16 protein-coding genes are annotated in these 16789 nt (G+C 48.0%); 2 read left to right on the plus strand and 14 right to left on the minus strand.

The window, feature by feature from the left end; genetic code table 11:
- Window positions 1-11 precede the first annotated feature (11 nt).
- From FS818_RS13985 to FS818_RS14020, 8 genes are all read right to left on the minus strand, one after another.
- Complete coding sequence (locus FS818_RS13985) at window positions 12-635, minus strand: hypothetical protein (protein WP_145332596.1); 624 nt, start codon at window positions 633-635, stop codon at window positions 12-14.
- A complete protein-coding gene (locus FS818_RS13990; RefSeq protein WP_145332597.1) occupies window positions 632-1363 on the minus strand; it encodes a DUF1361 domain-containing protein in 732 nt (243 codons plus the stop codon). The genes FS818_RS13985 and FS818_RS13990 overlap by 4 nt, the downstream gene beginning before the upstream one ends.
- 29 nt (window positions 1364-1392) lie before the next feature.
- Entirely contained in the window at window positions 1393-1821 is a 429-nt protein-coding gene (locus FS818_RS13995; RefSeq protein WP_145332598.1) for a GNAT family N-acetyltransferase, read from the minus strand.
- 13 nt (window positions 1822-1834) lie between these two features.
- The gene (locus FS818_RS14000) at window positions 1835-2302 is read right to left on the minus strand and encodes a GNAT family N-acetyltransferase (RefSeq protein ID WP_145332599.1); all 468 of its coding nucleotides are present in this window, start codon (window positions 2300-2302) and stop codon (window positions 1835-1837) included.
- Window positions 2303-2305: 3 nt separating this feature from the next.
- Entirely contained in the window at window positions 2306-2734 is a 429-nt protein-coding gene (locus FS818_RS14005) for a GNAT family N-acetyltransferase (protein ID WP_145332903.1), read from the minus strand.
- A gap of 202 nt (window positions 2735-2936) precedes the next feature.
- Window positions 2937-4166, minus strand: coding sequence for an amidohydrolase (locus FS818_RS14010; RefSeq protein ID WP_145332600.1), 1230 nt, complete (start codon window positions 4164-4166; stop codon window positions 2937-2939).
- Between the two features lie 23 nt (window positions 4167-4189).
- Window positions 4190-4744, minus strand: coding sequence for a methylated-DNA--[protein]-cysteine S-methyltransferase (locus FS818_RS14015; protein WP_145332601.1), 555 nt, complete (start codon window positions 4742-4744; stop codon window positions 4190-4192).
- Between the two features lie 33 nt (window positions 4745-4777).
- Complete coding sequence (locus tag FS818_RS14020; RefSeq protein ID WP_145332602.1) at window positions 4778-5500, minus strand: DNA alkylation repair protein; 723 nt, start codon at window positions 5498-5500, stop codon at window positions 4778-4780.
- A gap of 188 nt (window positions 5501-5688) precedes the next feature.
- Here FS818_RS14020 and mgtE point away from each other — a divergent pair, with 188 nt between their 5' ends.
- Entirely contained in the window at window positions 5689-7059 is a 1371-nt protein-coding gene (mgtE, locus tag FS818_RS14025; protein WP_145332904.1) for a magnesium transporter, read from the plus strand.
- A gap of 155 nt (window positions 7060-7214) precedes the next feature.
- Window positions 7215-7994: a class I SAM-dependent methyltransferase gene (locus FS818_RS14030; protein ID WP_145332905.1), complete on the plus strand. Its 780-nt coding sequence runs from the start codon at window positions 7215-7217 to the stop codon at window positions 7992-7994.
- A 98-nt stretch (window positions 7995-8092) separates the two neighbouring features.
- Here FS818_RS14030 and mmsB read toward each other — a convergent pair whose 3' ends face one another.
- From mmsB to FS818_RS14060, 6 genes are all read right to left on the minus strand, one after another.
- Window positions 8093-9256 (minus strand): multiple monosaccharide ABC transporter permease, encoded by a 1164-nt coding sequence (gene mmsB / locus FS818_RS14035; RefSeq protein ID WP_145332603.1) that lies wholly within the window; start codon window positions 9254-9256, stop codon window positions 8093-8095.
- A complete protein-coding gene (gene mmsA, locus FS818_RS14040) occupies window positions 9240-10790 on the minus strand; it encodes a multiple monosaccharide ABC transporter ATP-binding protein (protein WP_145332604.1) in 1551 nt (516 codons plus the stop codon). The genes mmsB and mmsA overlap by 17 nt, the downstream gene beginning before the upstream one ends.
- Window positions 10791-10879: 89 nt before the next feature.
- Window positions 10880-11965 carry a multiple monosaccharide ABC transporter substrate-binding protein gene (gene chvE / locus FS818_RS14045; protein ID WP_145332605.1) on the minus strand — a complete coding sequence of 362 codons (1086 nt, stop codon included), beginning with the start codon at window positions 11963-11965 and terminating at the stop codon, window positions 10880-10882.
- A gap of 273 nt (window positions 11966-12238) precedes the next feature.
- Window positions 12239-13468 (minus strand): response regulator, encoded by a 1230-nt coding sequence (locus FS818_RS14050; protein ID WP_145332906.1) that lies wholly within the window; start codon window positions 13466-13468, stop codon window positions 12239-12241.
- A 44-nt stretch (window positions 13469-13512) separates the two neighbouring features.
- Entirely contained in the window at window positions 13513-15474 is a 1962-nt protein-coding gene (locus FS818_RS14055) for a cache domain-containing sensor histidine kinase (RefSeq protein ID WP_145332606.1), read from the minus strand.
- Window positions 15455-16468, minus strand: a complete 1014-nt coding sequence (locus FS818_RS14060) for a substrate-binding domain-containing protein (protein ID WP_145332607.1) — start codon at window positions 16466-16468, stop codon at window positions 15455-15457. Before FS818_RS14060 ends, FS818_RS14055 begins: the two co-directional genes overlap by 20 nt.
- Between the last annotated feature and the right edge of the window lie 321 nt (window positions 16469-16789).

Genomic DNA, 16789 nt, shown 5'->3' on the forward strand with positions numbered 1-16789 from the left:
TGTCCTTCCTCCTAAGCCGGGTATCCAATTTCTGCAATGTCTTCTTCCAACTCGTCTAACTCGATCTCCGGGTTTAATGCCTGCAACAGTTGTTCGTTTAACGGTTTCATGTCAAAAACATGCTGTATCGGCTCTAGATCCAGTTCAACCTCATAATACTCCTGAGCCCAAGCATGATAATACGCTGCACCGCCCACAAGAACTTGCAGCAGAGCATAAGCTTCGTCTGCGAGCTGTTGACTCGAAGTCCACTCGTTCTGTTCCTCTTCATTCCAGATGCAGAAGGTAGTCTGATCCATCATAAAAGCAGGCTCGTCCAGAAACGTCGTTTTGAATACTGCCGGCACACCCTCCAATACATCGCCAAGTTGATCTTGATGTAGGGAAGCATAAGCTTTGGCGTAACCTTTGATGATTAAACGGTTGCTTAAATCAAACAACGCGAAATAGTGATCTCCTTCCCCGTCTCGCATCGAAGCCATCTGTTCATTCGCATCCCACTGTGCATTGTACGAATAGTACCTGTACTCCCATTCTGGCATTAGAATTGCATCCAGCATCGCTACTGCCTTGAAGATTCGCTGACATTCAGAAATGCGGGGCAACTTACTGATATATTCAGAAGTATTGCTCATTTTCTTACCTCCCGAGTAATCGAACTACTTATCAATGAAATAATGACATATACAAATGCCTGAATCACAAACATTAGCGTAACAAACTCCACCAGAAGACCGCTTGCTGAACTTAAATCATTCATCAAATCGATAACAATCTGCCCGGGTCTGGACACGATATCCCATGAATTCCAACGATTAAATCTCCCGATATATACGCCAACACCACTTAAAAGTAAAATACATCCGACAATGATCCAGCAAACGAACCTGTGTACGAATAATTGCAACACATATTCAATTTGCCTTATGGAACACGTGGAGAGCACTAGCCCTACAATGGCTACACCAAACGTAAGGGTCAAACTGTACCAGAAATCCATCCCGAACCAAAAAGCACGCTCAGGCTGAACAACAAAATACCGGAATGCATGCAACATTTCTGTAAACAAATAGGCCGCGTTAGGCAAAAAGAAAAGCCAGATCAAACCGAGCAAACCTGTCAACACCATGCCCAGCCATCCGGGTCTCACGGTTTTACGTCGAAAGATAAGAGCAATCATCGTTGAAATGAGAAACGGAACCCATGCCAGAAACATGTCCCAGTCCAAAAAGGCATACATATTCGAGCCTGACTTTGCACGCAGATACGCCGCAATGCCTAGACAGCATAACGTCATAAGCAGTAATGTGAACGCTAATGCAATAAATCTTTTGTTCAAAATCCGATCATGTTTATCTATCATCTTGTTGGATTAGTCCTTCTTCTATCAAATTATAGATATTTCTTAAAGGCTTTGCTGGACTCGCCATCGTATCCTAGCTTTTGATAAAATTGATGGGCCCCTTGCCTGGAAGCCCCACTAGCGAGGAGGATCTTGGATGCGCTCATCTGCATACATACCTCTTCCACATGTTCCATTAATTCTGTGCCGTATCCCTTGCCCTGCGCCTCGCTAGACATAATGACCCTTTCAACCAAACCAAACGGTCGATTTCCTGCAAGAGCATCCAAGCAGATATGTAAATGTGCCGTACCGACTACCTGCTCCCGAGCTTCGTAAACAAAAAGGAAGCTGTGTTCATGACGTCTAATCTCTTCAATTCGTTCAGCCAGTACCTTAATATCCGTGTGGTTAGGCAGTAATTCCCTGTACAATTTTTCAATCGTTGCTGCATCTCTGCCTTCGGCTTCTCTGATCATTTTTTTGTCACCTCTACTCTCTAACTTGATAACCTAAAATAACATCACCGTTATCCTCAAATTCACCTGTTTCCTGAAACCCGCAACGCTTGTACAGTGCATTAGCCGCAACGTTATGCGGAACGTGAGATACCCTGATTTGCCGACAATCACTTCGCTCTTGCAACATGTGAATAACTTCCTGGATGGCACACTTCCCAGATCCCTGTCCCTGATGTTTCCCATCAATCATAAAACGAAGAATCCAGTAATGCCCATCCGTATAAATCTCGTTGTCAAATAAAATAAACCCGACCATCTCATTCCCTGCATAGATCCCGTAAGGTCTTGAAGTTACTTCCTTGGTCGCATGGAGTAAAGAATCCGCATTGCTCGCTACCAGTGTGAGCTGATCTTCCCTCGGTTGCAGACGGATGCACTCACTTTTATTTTCCTGCGTAATCGGTTGCAAAGTGACTTGTTTCTCCATGTTATCACGCATGTCTCATTCTCCCTCGTCTATTACTACTTCAATTTTCTTCATCAATATAATTTCTAATGGCTGTGTGTCTAACAGTAAAGCTCCTGCATCCACATATCCCATTCCACGATAGAAATGTTGAGCACTCTCATCAGACTGCGTGGAAGTCATAACCGTATCAAAGCCCTTCTTTCTCATTTCATTTTCCCAATACTGCACGACACGTTGCCCTGATCCACGACCACGAAACGGCTCATCGATCCAAATCATGTTCATAAAAGGCATGTTGTCCCAAAAGTATCCATATCTCATCCAGCCAATCCTTGCCTCGTCTTCCCAGAAGATATATATTTCCTTCTCTTTTATTTTCGTCTCAACAAGTGTGGGATGGATATGCCGATCTTTTTCAACGATATATGCACGGTCTGCCTGCGAAGCATATGTAATGTTCATAGGATTAGCTCCTTCAAAAGCAAAATATAACCTATCATAACCCAGAATGTGGATTATGCGTATAATTTCTTCCTCCATATGAGCTATATTGTTGAACTAAAATAGTTCCACACGGCTCAGCCTGTTCACGCAAAAAAGCCACGGCATCCGTGGCTTAATCTTTAACCTCTATTCTGTTTATCGCATCTTAAAGTGATGCCTGTTACGCTAGCGATCCACTTACCAATTGTCCATGATACCACACAGCCAGCCTTCCAGATCGCCTTGCCACCGCTTCGGCTACACAACTCGCCTGTACCAGAACAAAGCTTGCTACATCGCCTGCCTTCGGCCATACCTTTTCCCCTGCCGCATTCAGCGGAGTCACTCCGCCCGTAATCGTAGCAAGCGACTGGGACAACGATAACTCGTCGCTATATCCATACAGTTCGGCGAAGCGGCCAGCCTTTTCAAGCATATCCCCATTGCCAAAAGGAGACCAGTGATCCGTCAGGCTGTCTGTCGCCAGTTTCACGTTTACACCCTCACGTTGCAACATCGGAAGCGGCATCATCGCTCTGCCTATCGGCACCGTTGAAGCCACACTCATTTCCAGCGATGCCATGCGGCTCGCCATCTCTTCGGCTTCCTGTTTCTCCGCTCCTGCAAACCAGAACGCGTGACTGACCGTCACCTGACCCCGAAGCCCTGCTTGTTCAGTCAGCCTCACAAGTTCCAGCAACGTGTGCTTGCCAGCTTCACCACCATCATGCAGATGCATATCGATCCCTGCTTGATGTTTAACCGCCAGTTCGACCATGGCATGTAGCGATTTTTCGATGTTCTCATCTACGGTATACGGATCAAGTCCGCCTACATGTGTTGCGCCCTCTGACATGGCTTGTCCCATGAGTTCGACCGAGCTGGATCGTAACAGCCCATGCTGAGGGAACGCGACAATCTCTGAAGATATTTTACCTGCATAACTCTCCAGGGCCAGCTTGGTTGCTTCCAAACGCTTCAGCCCGCTTACCGGTTCAATGTTACAATGGGCACGAACGTGTGTAGATCCGTAACCCTGTATTCGTGCAAGGATGCTTTCCGCCTGCCGTTTCGCATCGGGTAGCAACTTGGGCAACAGCACCTTTTCCTCCTCAATGCGATCAAAGATGCTGGAGCTGCGTCTAACCGCTTTCCATGGCCCGTCATAATAGGTTTTATCCAGATGAATATGAGCTTCTTCAAACGAAGGCAACAATAACAAACCTTTTCCATCCACTCGCGGCAATTCTTCTGTCAATTGCGCCTTTGCATCCACAATGGCAGCAATAACTCCGTTCTCAATCCGCAGATGAGCAAGACCCGTTTGTGTGCCCGTCACCTCTGCTCCTTCACGAATATATCCTTGTTCCAATCTTACATTGGTCAGCCAGTATGCCTGTTGTTGCTCCATCCTCTTCCCTCATCTCTCTTTCATTAAAAATTAAACCGTGCATGTCCGCCATCCGTCACGCCTTCAATATGTTCAATATCCAGTAATCTGCGCTTCATCTCCAGACCACCACGAAAACCCGTCAGCTTGCGATTGGCACCAATAATCCGATGACATGGCAACAGCACCGGAATAGGGTTGGCCCCGTTCGCCGCACCTACAGCCCGCACAGCCGAAGGTCTGCCAATGGCAGTAGCGATGTCTCCATATGTGCGAATCTCACCATAAGGGACTTGTCCAAGCGCTTTCCATACTTCCTGCTGAAATTCGGTACCAATCAGGTCTAGCGGGATTTCAGCTGTAAAGGCTATCTCTTCTCCCGCAAAATAGGACTCCAGCCAGTCCATCATGCCCGTCTGTCTTAACGCGTGTTCATTCTCTTCAAGTTTAATAGCCGGGGCAATTTTGCCAATCCAGCCGTGCCAGTCCTCTAACGTTTCATTAGGCATCACTACCCGGCACAGCCCTTTTTCGGTTGCCATTAAGCTCCACGGTTGGCCATCCAGTTGCATGGTGGTATACATCAACTTTTGCCTCATCCCATATCCTCCTTATCTTCTCTCAGCTCCAAGTCAGGAGGTTATCTGTTTTAGTGTCTGTGCCTGTTTTTTCGCCTTGCGTTTCATGCCTCGTATCCGTTGTTTGTCCTCCGGTTTCACGCGGTACGATTCCGTAATCTTCTGGAGTGCTTTGTTGTACGTAAAATCGTCAAGTGTGTTGTGCTTCAAATATGGCATCGTCACCTGAGGCTGTTTTATATACGCAATCGAGATCGCCCAAGCCACCGCCATTTTCACATAATAGGCTTCATGTTTAATCTGATCAAGCAAGGGTAACACCTGATGAATATAAGGTTCCTCCAGATAAAAGTTCAACAGCATCACCACGCCAAACCGGATTTCATATTCCTGATCCGACTTCATATAAGGCTGAATGAAGCTCCACATCGCATCCATATGCACTTTCGTATATTTCAGTCCGGCACAGAAGCTGTCACATACCGACCAGTTATCGATTTTGGGCACAAAAGCCGCAATGCGTGTCAGCAGCTCGTCCAGATCTGCTTGCACATGACCAATCACCATCGCTTGCAGCATGACTTCTTCGAAATAGTCGTCCCGCGCCGTATCCAGGTACGTACGCCAGTCTGTAGCGGCAATCTGCTTGGCTATTTTGCGGATTATAGGTAAGCGCACACCCATCACGTTTGATATATTCGGTATAAGGGAAGCCGCAAATTTCTGGTATTCCGGCTCAGCCAGGCTGAGCAGTTGTGTTCGAATGTCGGTTTCCAAGGGCACAGGACCTCCTCGTTGATTGCTATAGAACAAGTATATCCTGAGCGCTTTCTTTTGTAAGCCCATCTCGAATGTTTGAGCAAGATTTCAATATATCTTCTACTTCACTACACTTATCACTGTTTAGCAACGAAGGCATTCCGTTTAAAAATATGAAGCGCACCATTCAGGAAAGGAGTGTCATTATGAACGGTTCTCAAACCCATAAAGAGCTCTCCGTTGAGGAGATTACCCAGCAACTGACACAGCATGTACAGTCCCAGAATCTGCCGGAATTCTATAAACTGGTGAAGGAACTGCGTCCCTATGATCTATCACTCATCTATAAAAAATTCCCTGAAGACGATAAGAGTCGTTTTCTTCTTCTATTTAAACCGGATACACTTGCCGATCTGGCCGAGAACCTGAAGCTGCACGAGCAGGCTGAACTGTTTGAACGACTCGGGCCAGAGCGCACATTGGAAGTCATGCAGCAGATGGACAAAAGTGATCTCATTCGCTTCATGCACGATCTGCCCGCGAAACGCAGGGAAGAGTTGTTATCCAGTATGAATCTGGATCACTCTGCCATCATTCGTTCTGTACTCAGCTATCCACCAGAGACTGCCGGACGGATCATGACCGACCGCTATCGCACATTATCCACCCACGACACAGCGAAGGAAGCACTGAAGCAATCACAGGGTACGCTACACCTCTCCCCTTCCAGTTACCTCTATGTCATTGATGATGAAGGCAAGCTGGCTGGTGTCGTTAGTTACCGCTCGCTTGCTCTGGCCGATGACAAAACCAAAGTGGAACAACTGATGACCAGACGTGTTATTCATGCCACGGTGGATATGGATCAGGAAGAGGCTGCCCAGTTGCTCCAACGTTACGAATTCATCGCCGTTCCGGTCGTGGATGAAAATAATCGGCTGTGCGGGATCATCCAGATGGATGACGTCATTGACATCATCATGGATGAGGCCAGCGAAGACCTCGCCAAAATGGGCGGCGGCGGTAAAGATATTGATTTTGATACCAAACCACTCGTTGCGGTTAGACGCAGGTTGCCTTGGCTTATTTTGCTGTTATTGATCGGCTTGATCTCGGGAAGCATTGTGGATTTTTTTGAAGATACGCTAAATCAGGTTGTGGCTCTTGCGTTCTTCATGCCTATGATTGCGGGTATGACGGGAAATACAGGAACACAGTCCCTTGCTGTCGTCGTACGCGGACTGATTGGACGCAAGCTGGACAAGTCAACGGTACTCGCCCTGATTGGACGAGAGATTAAAGTCGGTACGATGATCGGTCTTGTCTGCGGTCTGCTCATTACGGTCATTGCTTATTTCTGGCAAGGAGACTGGTTGCTCGGGATGATTATCGGTGTATCCCTGTTTCTCACGCTAATCATCGGTACACTGACAGGCACATGCATCCCGCTTCTACTTAGCCGTTTCAAGGTTGATCCGGCTGTAGCATCCGGCCCGTTAATTACAACGCTGAACGATATTCTATCTCTGTTTATTTACTTTGGAATTGCTACACGTTTTATCGGGGCATTGATGTAAGGCATATTGTGCAGAGTTCATTTAAACTACATCGCTTCTAATTCAGAAATTCATATTGAAACTGGCGCCTCTTGACGATTTAGATCATTATGGTATCGTAAAGAGTATCATTTATCGAAACCATGTTTCATACAATGGAACAAAGAGGTGATTATGTGCCCATCAATTTTCATGATAAACGCAACAGAATGACGTACACGACCAGAACTGCCGATGTATCTTGGTTATCTTTGATCGAAGAGCATGTTGGTATAGCCGGTAAGGCAATTGTTGACATTGGCTGCGGCGGAGGGATTTATACTAAAGCTTTAGCAAGCTCAGGGGCAGCCCACGTTACTGGAGTAGACTTTTCAAATGAGATGTTACAAGGGGCTGCTCGCCATTGTGAGAATTTGAGCAATGTCACGTTGCAGCAAGGGAATGCCTACAACTCGGGACTTCCAAACCATACATTTGATATCGTCTTAGAAAGAGCGCTCATACATCATTTGCATGATTTGCACGGCTGTTTTCAAGAAGCTAAGCGTATCCTGAAACCTAATGGTGTATTCATCATTCAAGACAGAACACCGGAAGATTGTTTAATGCCAGGGGATGAAAATCATATTAGGGGTTACTTCTTCAAAAAGTATCCAAAATGGATTGACATGGAACGCTCCCGTCGGCACGAGGCCGCTGAAGTCCAAAGATCGCTAGTTTCTAATGGATTCGTAATCCTTTACACAGTACAGCTTTGGGAAACCAGATCTATTCACCAGGACCTGGATGCCTTAAATAGAGATTTGGCGCAACGGACTGGACGGTCCATTCTTCATGAATTAACAGACCATGAGCTTGGCGAGTTGATTATGTTTATTAACAGCAAACTAAAAAACAGTACAGCTCCGATTATTGAAAAAGATTCATGGACATTATGGATTGCCGTTTCAAAATAAAGACAAAAAGGGCTTGGCATTTGCCAAGCCTTTTCGCTAACTTCATATTAAAATTCGTTTAGTACACGGTACATTCAGTACATTTTACACCCATCATATTAAGCAGCACGTTTATTTTTGTTATAGATATCAAACGCTACCGCGAGTAGCAGCACCAATCCTTTGATTCCTTGCTGCCAGTCAATACCCAGGCCGATCAGGGACATCCCGTTGTTCAGGACACCCATAACCAGACCACCGATGATCGCACCAAATACGGTCCCGATTCCGCCCGAAGCTGACGCTCCACCGATGAAGCAGGCTGCAATGGCATCCAGCTCAAAGTTCGTACCCGCTCTTGGCGTAGCCGCATTCAGACGTGCGGCGAAGATCAGACCGGATACAGCTGCAAGTGTACCCATGTTCACGAACACCCAGAACGTGACTTTTTTCGTTTTGACCCCGGACAGCCCTGCCGCCTTCTCATTGCCCCCGAGAGCATACACATGTCGTCCCATCACGGTACGATTCATGACAAAGGAGTACACCACGATTAGCACAAACAGGAGTACCAGAATGTTCGGGATACCCGCATAACTTGCGAGCACGAAGGTGAACAGGTTCGTTACCGCTGCCACTACAATCAGTTTAAGCAGGAACAGTCCTTGCGATACTACTTCGAATCCATACTTGCGCTGGGAAGCGCGTTCCCGCAGTTCACTCACAATGTACCAGATGGTGAGTGCAATCCCCACAATGATGGACACCAGACCCAGACCCGAGAATTGCACATCCGGCAGGAAGCCGGAGCTGATTTTTTGAAATCCGGCAGGGAAAGGGGATATCGACTGCCCTTCCAGAACAATCATCGTCAGACCCCGGAAGAGCAACATGCCGGCGAGCGTAACAATGAAGGCGGGTATCCGCACATACGCAATCCAGAAGCCCTGCCATGCACCAATCAGTGCACCGACCAGCAGTGAAGCAATGACTGCGAGCCAAGCTGGCAACTGCCAATCCACCATCATGATGGCGGCTACAGCACCGACAAAGGCCGCAATCGAACCGACGGACAAGTCGATATGCCCTGTAATAATGACCAGCACCATACCGATGGCAAGGACCAGAATGTAGCTATTTTGCAAAATCAGGTTCGTGATATTAATTGGCTTGAGCAACAGCCCACTCGTTAATACCTCAAAGAGAAGCATAATGACAACGAGGGCAATGATCATGCCATATTGACGTATATTATTTTTGAACAGTTTAGTTACCGTTTCCATGCTTACCGCCTCCAGACTTGGTCATATATCTCATCAGTGTTTCCTGCGATGCCTGCTCCCGGCTGACTTCACCCGTGATTCGTCCGGCATTCATCACATAGATCCGGTCACACAACCCCAGAACTTCCGGCAGCTCCGATGAAATCACCAGCACACCCTTGCCTTCGGCAGCAAGCCGGTGGATAATCGTATAAATTTCGAACTTGGCACCCACGTCGATTCCGCGTGTCGGCTCATCCAGAATGAGAATATCCGGCCCGGCAAAAATCCATTTGCTCAGCACCACCTTCTGCTGGTTGCCCCCGCTCAGATTCCCGGTTTTCTGCAGGATATTAGGTGCCTTGATGTTCATGCTTTTCTTCATCTCTTCCGCAACCAGCACTTCCTCCTGCTCGTTCACAACGGCATTGCGGGTCAGTTTACCAAGTCCGGTGAGTGAAATGTTGCGTTTGATATCATCCATCAAAATAAGGCCATATTCCTTGCGATCCTCCGTCACATAAGCAAAACCATTCTGAATCGCCTCGGTCACACTGTTATTCTGAATCGGCTTGCCATCCTTGATCAGCTGACCCGAGATATTGCGACCATACGATTTGCCGAAAATACTCATCGCAAGCTCTGTACGTCCTGCGCCCATCAGTCCCGCGATGCCTACGATCTCGCCACGTCTGATGTTCATGTTGATCTGATCCAGCACCTTGCGCTCGGCCTGATGCTCGTGGTACACCGTCCAGTCTTTTACTTCCAGCACCACGTCACCAATCGTGGCATGACGTTCAGGGTAGCGGCTCGTCAGGTCCCGTCCAACCATGCCGCTGATGATGCGATCCTCGGTGACGTTATCCTTTTTCATATCGAGCGTTTCAATCGTCTTGCCATCCCTCAGGATCGTCACCGCATCCGAGACCTTGGACACCTCGTTCAGCTTGTGAGAGATGAGGATACACGCGATGCCCTGCTTTTTGAATTCCAGCATCAGTTGCAGCAGATTTTCACTGTCATCTTCATTCAACGCTGCGGTAGGCTCATCCAGAATAAGCAGACGCACTTTTTTGGAGAGCGCTTTCGCAATTTCAACCAGTTGCTGCTTACCTACCCCGATGCTGGACACAAGGGTGTTCGGGTTTTCGTTCAAACCAACCTTGCCCAGTAGCTCACGTGTTCCGACATAGGTTTCCTTCCAATTCACGATGCCTTTGCTGGCACGTTCGTTGCCCAGAAATATATTTTCTGCAATCGAGAGATACGGGATCAGCGCCAGCTCCTGATGGATAATGACAATGCCCAGATCCTCACTCTGCTTGATATCTTTGAACTCACACGTCTTACCGCGGAACAAAATGTCCCCTTCATAACTTCCATGCGGGTATACTCCGCTAAGCACCTTCATCAGCGTAGACTTGCCTGCGCCATTCTCGCCGCAGATGGAATGAATTTCGCCTTCCCGGATTTTCAGGTTGACGTTCTCCAGCGCTTTGACTCCCGGAAACGTTTTGGTAATGTTCTTCATTTCAAGAATAATGTCCGTCATGGCATGTGCTCCTTTCCTTGGATGATGCGTTATGGCAAACTAAGTTCTCTCATCGTATTTATTGAGCACCCTATCTCTTTCATCGCACTTTAGGGCAGCCCTATTTCTTCTTTCGTGTAATACTTGCTACCCACAATATCTTTCTCCACGTTGGTTCGATCCACCGAGATCGGGTCGAGCAGATAAGCCGGAACAACCATTAATCCGTTGTTATATGATTTTGTATCATTAACCTCTGCTTGTTTTCCTTGCAAAATGCTGTTGGCCATCTCCACTGTTTTCTCGGCGAGTTTACGCGTATCCTTGAAGACCGTCTGTGTCTGTTCTCCAGCCACAATGGACTTGATGGAAGCCAGTTCCGCATCCTGCCCCGTAATAACCGGAAGTGGTTTGTTCGGCTTGCCGTAGCCAATGCCTTTCAGAGATGAGATAATTCCGATACTGATTCCGTCATACGGAGATAACACCGCATCCAGATTATCGCCTGAATAGTAAGCACTAAGCAGGTTATCCATCCTTGATTGGGCTAAAGCCCCGTCCCAGCGCAGTGTAGCAATTTGCGCCATCGTCATCTGTTTACTTCGTACGACCAGCTTGCCAGAGTCAATATACGGCTTGAGCACCGACATTGCACCGTCGAAGAAAAAGTATGCATTGTTGTCATCCGGCGATCCACCAAACAACTCGATGTTAAACGGCCCCTTACCATCCTTAAGCCCCAGCTTCTGTTCAATGTAGGAGGCTTGCAGCACCCCGACTTTAAAGTTGTCAAACGTCGCATAATAAGTCAGATATGGCGTGTTACGAATAAGCCGGTCATACGAGATGACCTGAATGCCTTCGTCATGTGCCTTCTTGATGACATCGGTCAGCGTATTTCCGTCTACAGATGCAATGACCATGACATCAACACCTTTGGTAATCATGTTTTCAATCTGGGAGATTTGATTCTCAACCACGTCTTCAGCATACTGAAGATCTGTTTTGTAACCTTGCTCCTGAAACAGACGAACCATATTCTCTCCGTCTCCCACCCAGCGTTCCGACGATTTGGTAGGCATGGATATGCCGACATATCCTTTCTCCTTGCTTCCCACATCGCTTTCAGCCAGATTACAGGCCGAGAGCATGACGGACATTACCAGAAGCCAGATGAGTATTGCTCCTTTTTTCATATGAAGTTCCCCTTTCCTCACGTCATCGCGTTCAGTTGGAATCCCAAGATAACGCTTACATCCCATGGAGTATCGTCTAACTTATTGTGCCTCTCTGCATCTCATGGTAGCATTTCGCAGCCAGCGAGGTCTTTGCAGGTTTTGAACCTTTTTTATAAAAATTTAACTTTTGATGGAAGCGCACAACGAAAAAACCACCGCAGGCGGTAAACCTTTAACGGTGGGTTGGTTTGTAACCTCTGATATCCATACTTCCGATGAAGCTTCGGAAATCTATACAGAACCTGCGGTGGAACTTTCCGTTCCGCCATTTTTGCGATATTGGGCAGGTGAGATGCCCATCGTTTTTTTGAACGCTGTGCTGAAATAGTGCTGTGTATCATACCCTACGCGTTCAGCGATGGTATGGATCGGGAGCGACGTGGAGTCCAGCAGCTGCGCGGCTTTACGAATACGGGCATGAGTGACAAGAGTAACGAACGAGTCGTTCAACTCTTTTTTCAACACACGACTGAGGTATACGGCCGACACCTGCAAACGGGATGCCAGCGATTCCAGCGTCAACTCCCGTTCTGCGTACTCCTCCTGAATTAACTGCCGTGCCCTGCGAACGAGCGGAGAGAGCTTCACTTCCTCATATACCTGTTCACGGCAATGCCGATACGTACCCGGCACCTCTTCCAGCGTCCCCCTATGAAGTTCAAAATGCGCATGAACCGCGATGTTCAGGCAAGCACTAATCTGCTGTTCCAGCAGGAGTGCAATCTCTTCAGGGGTCTCCTGCCACAGGCAGATCCCGATAACACTGCTGGCATCACGAAAGAGCACATGCGGAAGATCTCCAAGCAGTTCTGATATGATATTTTCCATGGCAAACAGGAACAGTTGGCGATCGTTCTCCCTCAGTATAGTCTGACGCGCCTCGGCAGCAGGCCAGCGTACCACACCTACTTGCACAGGTGATGCAGACGGCAGATGTAGAAAAGCAAGCTGCTCCATCAGACTCTCGCCAGCTAGCTGTCCTTTCATCCACTCCAGACAAAATCGCTGGCGAAGCAGCGGGATATTTCGTTCAATTTGCTCTGCCGCCTGCCTGACATATGCTGTCCGCTGATGCTCCTCATCCAGCCGCTGGCGTAACCGCTCCAGTGCAGCTCTCAACTGGTCCGCTTGTACAGGCTTCAGGATGTAATCCTCGACTCCGAGACGAACCGCTTCCTGGGCATAAGCAAATTCATCATGCCCGGATATGATCAGATAACGAACTCCCGGACACTGTTCCTGTAAAGCCCGAATGAGTCCAATGCCATTCAGAAAAGGCATATTCATATCGACCAGCACGACATCTACATTCAACTCAACTGCCCGTTCCAGTGCTTCCTCACCGTCCTCGGCTTCACCGACAACCTCCATGCCAAATGTAGCCCAATCCATAGCTTCGCGGATTCCTTCTCGAATAATCGGTTCATCGTCGGCAATCAGCACACGATACAGGTTATCCATTGCATTGGCATTGACCGGTGTCACTGTATAATCCACAGCCTTCTTCACTCCTTCTCTTGTCGATCTTGGTTATCTCGGGGCTCAACCCGGGGAGGTATGGTTACAGGCATTTCCCGCATCAGTGGATGAATAATCGTAACGCGGGTTCCCTCACCCTGCCTGCTGTCCAGCCAAATCCCATAGTCACTGCCAAATGATAATCTTAATCGTGCCTGTACATTCAGCATCCCGTAACTTTTACCCGTCCACTCCGGTGAAGTCGATTCCAGACTCTCCATCGTCATATCCAATAGCTGCAACATCTCCGCCAGTCGTTCTCCGCTCATTCCGGCTCCGTCGTCCTTAATGGTCAGATATAGCTTCCCCTGCTCCACCTTCGCTTCTATGACAATATGGCCTGGGCCACGTCTGCCCTTGATGCCGTGGTATATCGCATTTTCCACCAAAGGCTGGAGTAACAACTTGAGCACATACAAATTCTTCAATTCTTCCGGGACGTGGATGGTGTACCCAAGACGATCCCGATATCTGGTCTGCTGGATCTGCAGATAACTGCTGATATGCTCCAGCTCAGAGTGTAACGGAATATAATCCTGTCCCTTGCTGAGTCCGATTCGGAACAAACGGGACAGTGCTCCAACCATATCGGACACACCGTCGGCGCCTTCTTTTCGTGCCATCCAGTGAATCGTATCCAGCGTATTATATAAAAAATGAGGCTTGATATGCTCCTGCAAGCTACGCATCTCCGCATCCCGTTTCTGACGTTCCCTCAGCTCATTCAGCGTAATCAACTGACGAATCTGGCTCAGCATTCGGTTGAAACTATTCCCCAGCATGCCGATCTCATCGGCACGATCACTCCACCGGCCTGCATTGAGATTGCCTGTTTCGGCTCTGCGCATATAAGACATCAACCGGAAGATTGGCTGCGCAATGGAACGGGAAAACCACAAGGATGTACTCAAACCAAACAAACATACCACAAAGACAAAACTGACCACGTAAAACTGAATCTGTCGCACCTCGGAGATCGACTCTTTGGTCGGGAATACCCCCACCGTTCTCCAGCCCGTAAAGGTAGAGGACTGATACATGAATAATAACGCTTCACCATCCACTGCTTTCGTAAACGTTCCACTCTCTCCAGAAGCAAACCAGCTCGCCGGAATATGTTCAATGAGCGGATGTTCGGGTCTGTATACACTTTGTCCTTCGGCATCGGTGACCATGACATACCCGGATTTGCCAAGTGTTACATTACGAGCCGCCTGCGAAACGGATCTCAGCTTGAGGTCAATCAGTACAGCTCCCTTCACGAGTCCAGTCGTTTCATCCGTTACAGATCGGGCGACCGATACGATCTCATCGTCCTTATACCGGACATGTGTGGTCATGTTGCGCTCTCGCGGCTGGCCGATTACTGTGAAAATTCCTGGTTGCACTGCAGCCTTCCGATACCAATCCTCCTCGGTCAGACGCTGCTCCGTTCGAGGATACATCTCATTGCTTATATAATCACCGTTACCGTTCACAAGCACGATGCCCGCAATTTCCGGGTACAATGTGGTGAATCCTTGCAAAGTCTGTTTGATGCCATACAAACGGTTCTGTTCAGATTCCGTATACGCTTGGCTGGCTTGTCTTTCGACGCGTTCACGTTCGCGTGTGTTCCCGTCTCCGCCGATCTTCTCGTCCATGAATGCATTGACGTCTGGTTCAAACGCAATCAGATAGGTCATATTTTGCAAGTTCTCCATCTTGGTGTTCAACGCTTCATTGACCTTGCCGATCAGTTGCATCGTATGACCCTCTACCTGCCGATCCACGACTCGTTCTACCGTCCAGTTCACGAGCAGACCCAAACCAACGGACGGTACGATGGCAAAAAGCAGAAATAGCAGCATCAATTGGTATCGTAACGGCATGTTACGCAGACGCAGGCGGCGGAATCCGTTCACAAGCTCAGAGCGCCAAGTTTTCTGTCTATTTGGCATAATAATCATCCACATTCGAACTTGTCACGACCGAGATCCCCGTATCTACCGTTACAGGCAGCGGCGCATTTTCCCCTGAAGGCGAAGGTGCAGGTACAGTCAAGTGATGGTGCAGATGGAACAGATATTGGAGCGACCAATATCCCATGTTCCAGGTCCCTTGTGCAATCGTAGCGGAGATCGTACCATTTTGGATCAGATCGAGTGTTGCTTTATTTGTGTCAAAAGAAATGATGTGCAGCTTCTGACCATTGCCTGGATTGGCATTTTGTACGGCTTCCCCTGCTCCGGCGCCTCCCGTTGCCTCGGTGACGAATATACCCGCCAGCTTCGGATGTGCCTTCATCATCCGGATCGTTTCATCCCGGGATTTCAACACATCTCCATGTCCATCTGCGATTTCAACAACCTGCATAGAAGGGTATCGTTGCCGAATTGTTTCGCGGAATCCGTTGGTACGTTCCTCATGGTTCTGTTGTCCCGGCGACGTTATTACAGCGACTTCTCCTTCACGACCGAGCAGCTCGGCCATTTTGTCCGCCGCCGTTACGCCTGCCTTGTAATTGTCCGTTCCCAAAAAAGAATACGCCTGACTCCCTGGTGCATCTGCATCGAACAGGACCACAGGAATATCCGCTTCCACAGCTTTATTGATCGCTGGAATTAATGATTTTGGATCGATTGCGGATATAGCAATGCCTGCAGGTTTACGCGCAATGGCCTGCTCAATTACCGTGATCTGCTCTTTGGCATCATACCGCGTAGCCCCGCGATATTCGACGGTCACGCCCAGCGCATCCGCGGCATCCTCAAAACCTTTCAGCGGACTCTTCCAATATTCCAGCCCGGACTGAAACGTAATCATCATGTACGTCTCACCCAGATCACCGCGAAGTCCACGGTTCTCCCACGAGCTGTTCACCTGACTGGTATATTCAAATCTCAATACATACAATGCAAACGCCGCAATCAACACAATATAGATCAGCAGCATTTTTTTCATCTCATTCACTTCCTCAAGTGGTCTATGTCTGTCTGTACACCCTCACTCCGTTATCGATTGTAAACGCAATCATTCAAAAAGGGAACCTCTCCGTTAAAATGTAGAAATTAGTTCAACTTATTGGTATAACCCTTTTCCAAGAGACCTTACCTAAACATGACTTTCAGCTCTGCTGCAATAATGTACTATAGCTATGGTCTACTCCGCCTTATGATTACGACAATAATCCTCTATCTTATTGGAACTACTTTTTTACACATTAACGGAGAGGACAGAAAAAACCTGAAAAAGCGGAGCGGTCGCCTAAAAGCTTTCTGCAAG

Source organism: Paenibacillus xylanexedens, assembly GCF_007680605.1.
Lineage (GTDB): Bacteria > Bacillota > Bacilli > Paenibacillales > Paenibacillaceae > Paenibacillus > Paenibacillus xylanexedens_B.

Coding starts and splice junctions, on each gene's coding strand:
- FS818_RS14005 (WP_145332903.1), bottom strand. CDS start 2,734: ATGAACATTACATATGCTTCGCAGGCAGACCGTGCATATATCGTTGAA.
- FS818_RS13985 (WP_145332596.1), bottom strand. CDS start 635: ATGAGCAATACTTCTGAATATATCAGTAAGTTGCCCCGCATTTCTGAA.
- mmsA (WP_145332604.1), bottom strand. CDS start 10,790: ATGACGGACATTATTCTTGAAATGAAGAACATTACCAAAACGTTTCCG.
- FS818_RS14050 (WP_145332906.1), bottom strand. CDS start 13,468: ATGGATAACCTGTATCGTGTGCTGATTGCCGACGATGAACCGATTATT.
- FS818_RS13995 (WP_145332598.1), bottom strand. CDS start 1,821: ATGATCAGAGAAGCCGAAGGCAGAGATGCAGCAACGATTGAAAAATTG.
- FS818_RS14010 (WP_145332600.1), bottom strand. CDS start 4,166: ATGGAGCAACAACAGGCATACTGGCTGACCAATGTAAGATTGGAACAA.
- mgtE (WP_145332904.1), top strand. CDS start 5,689: ATGAACGGTTCTCAAACCCATAAAGAGCTCTCCGTTGAGGAGATTACC.
- FS818_RS13990 (WP_145332597.1), bottom strand. CDS start 1,363: ATGATAGATAAACATGATCGGATTTTGAACAAAAGATTTATTGCATTA.
- FS818_RS14015 (WP_145332601.1), bottom strand. CDS start 4,744: ATGAGGCAAAAGTTGATGTATACCACCATGCAACTGGATGGCCAACCG.
- FS818_RS14000 (WP_145332599.1), bottom strand. CDS start 2,302: ATGCGTGATAACATGGAGAAACAAGTCACTTTGCAACCGATTACGCAG.
- mmsB (WP_145332603.1), bottom strand. CDS start 9,256: ATGGAAACGGTAACTAAACTGTTCAAAAATAATATACGTCAATATGGC.
- FS818_RS14060 (WP_145332607.1), bottom strand. CDS start 16,468: ATGAAAAAAATGCTGCTGATCTATATTGTGTTGATTGCGGCGTTTGCA.
- FS818_RS14055 (WP_145332606.1), bottom strand. CDS start 15,474: ATGATTATTATGCCAAATAGACAGAAAACTTGGCGCTCTGAGCTTGTG.
- chvE (WP_145332605.1), bottom strand. CDS start 11,965: ATGAAAAAAGGAGCAATACTCATCTGGCTTCTGGTAATGTCCGTCATG.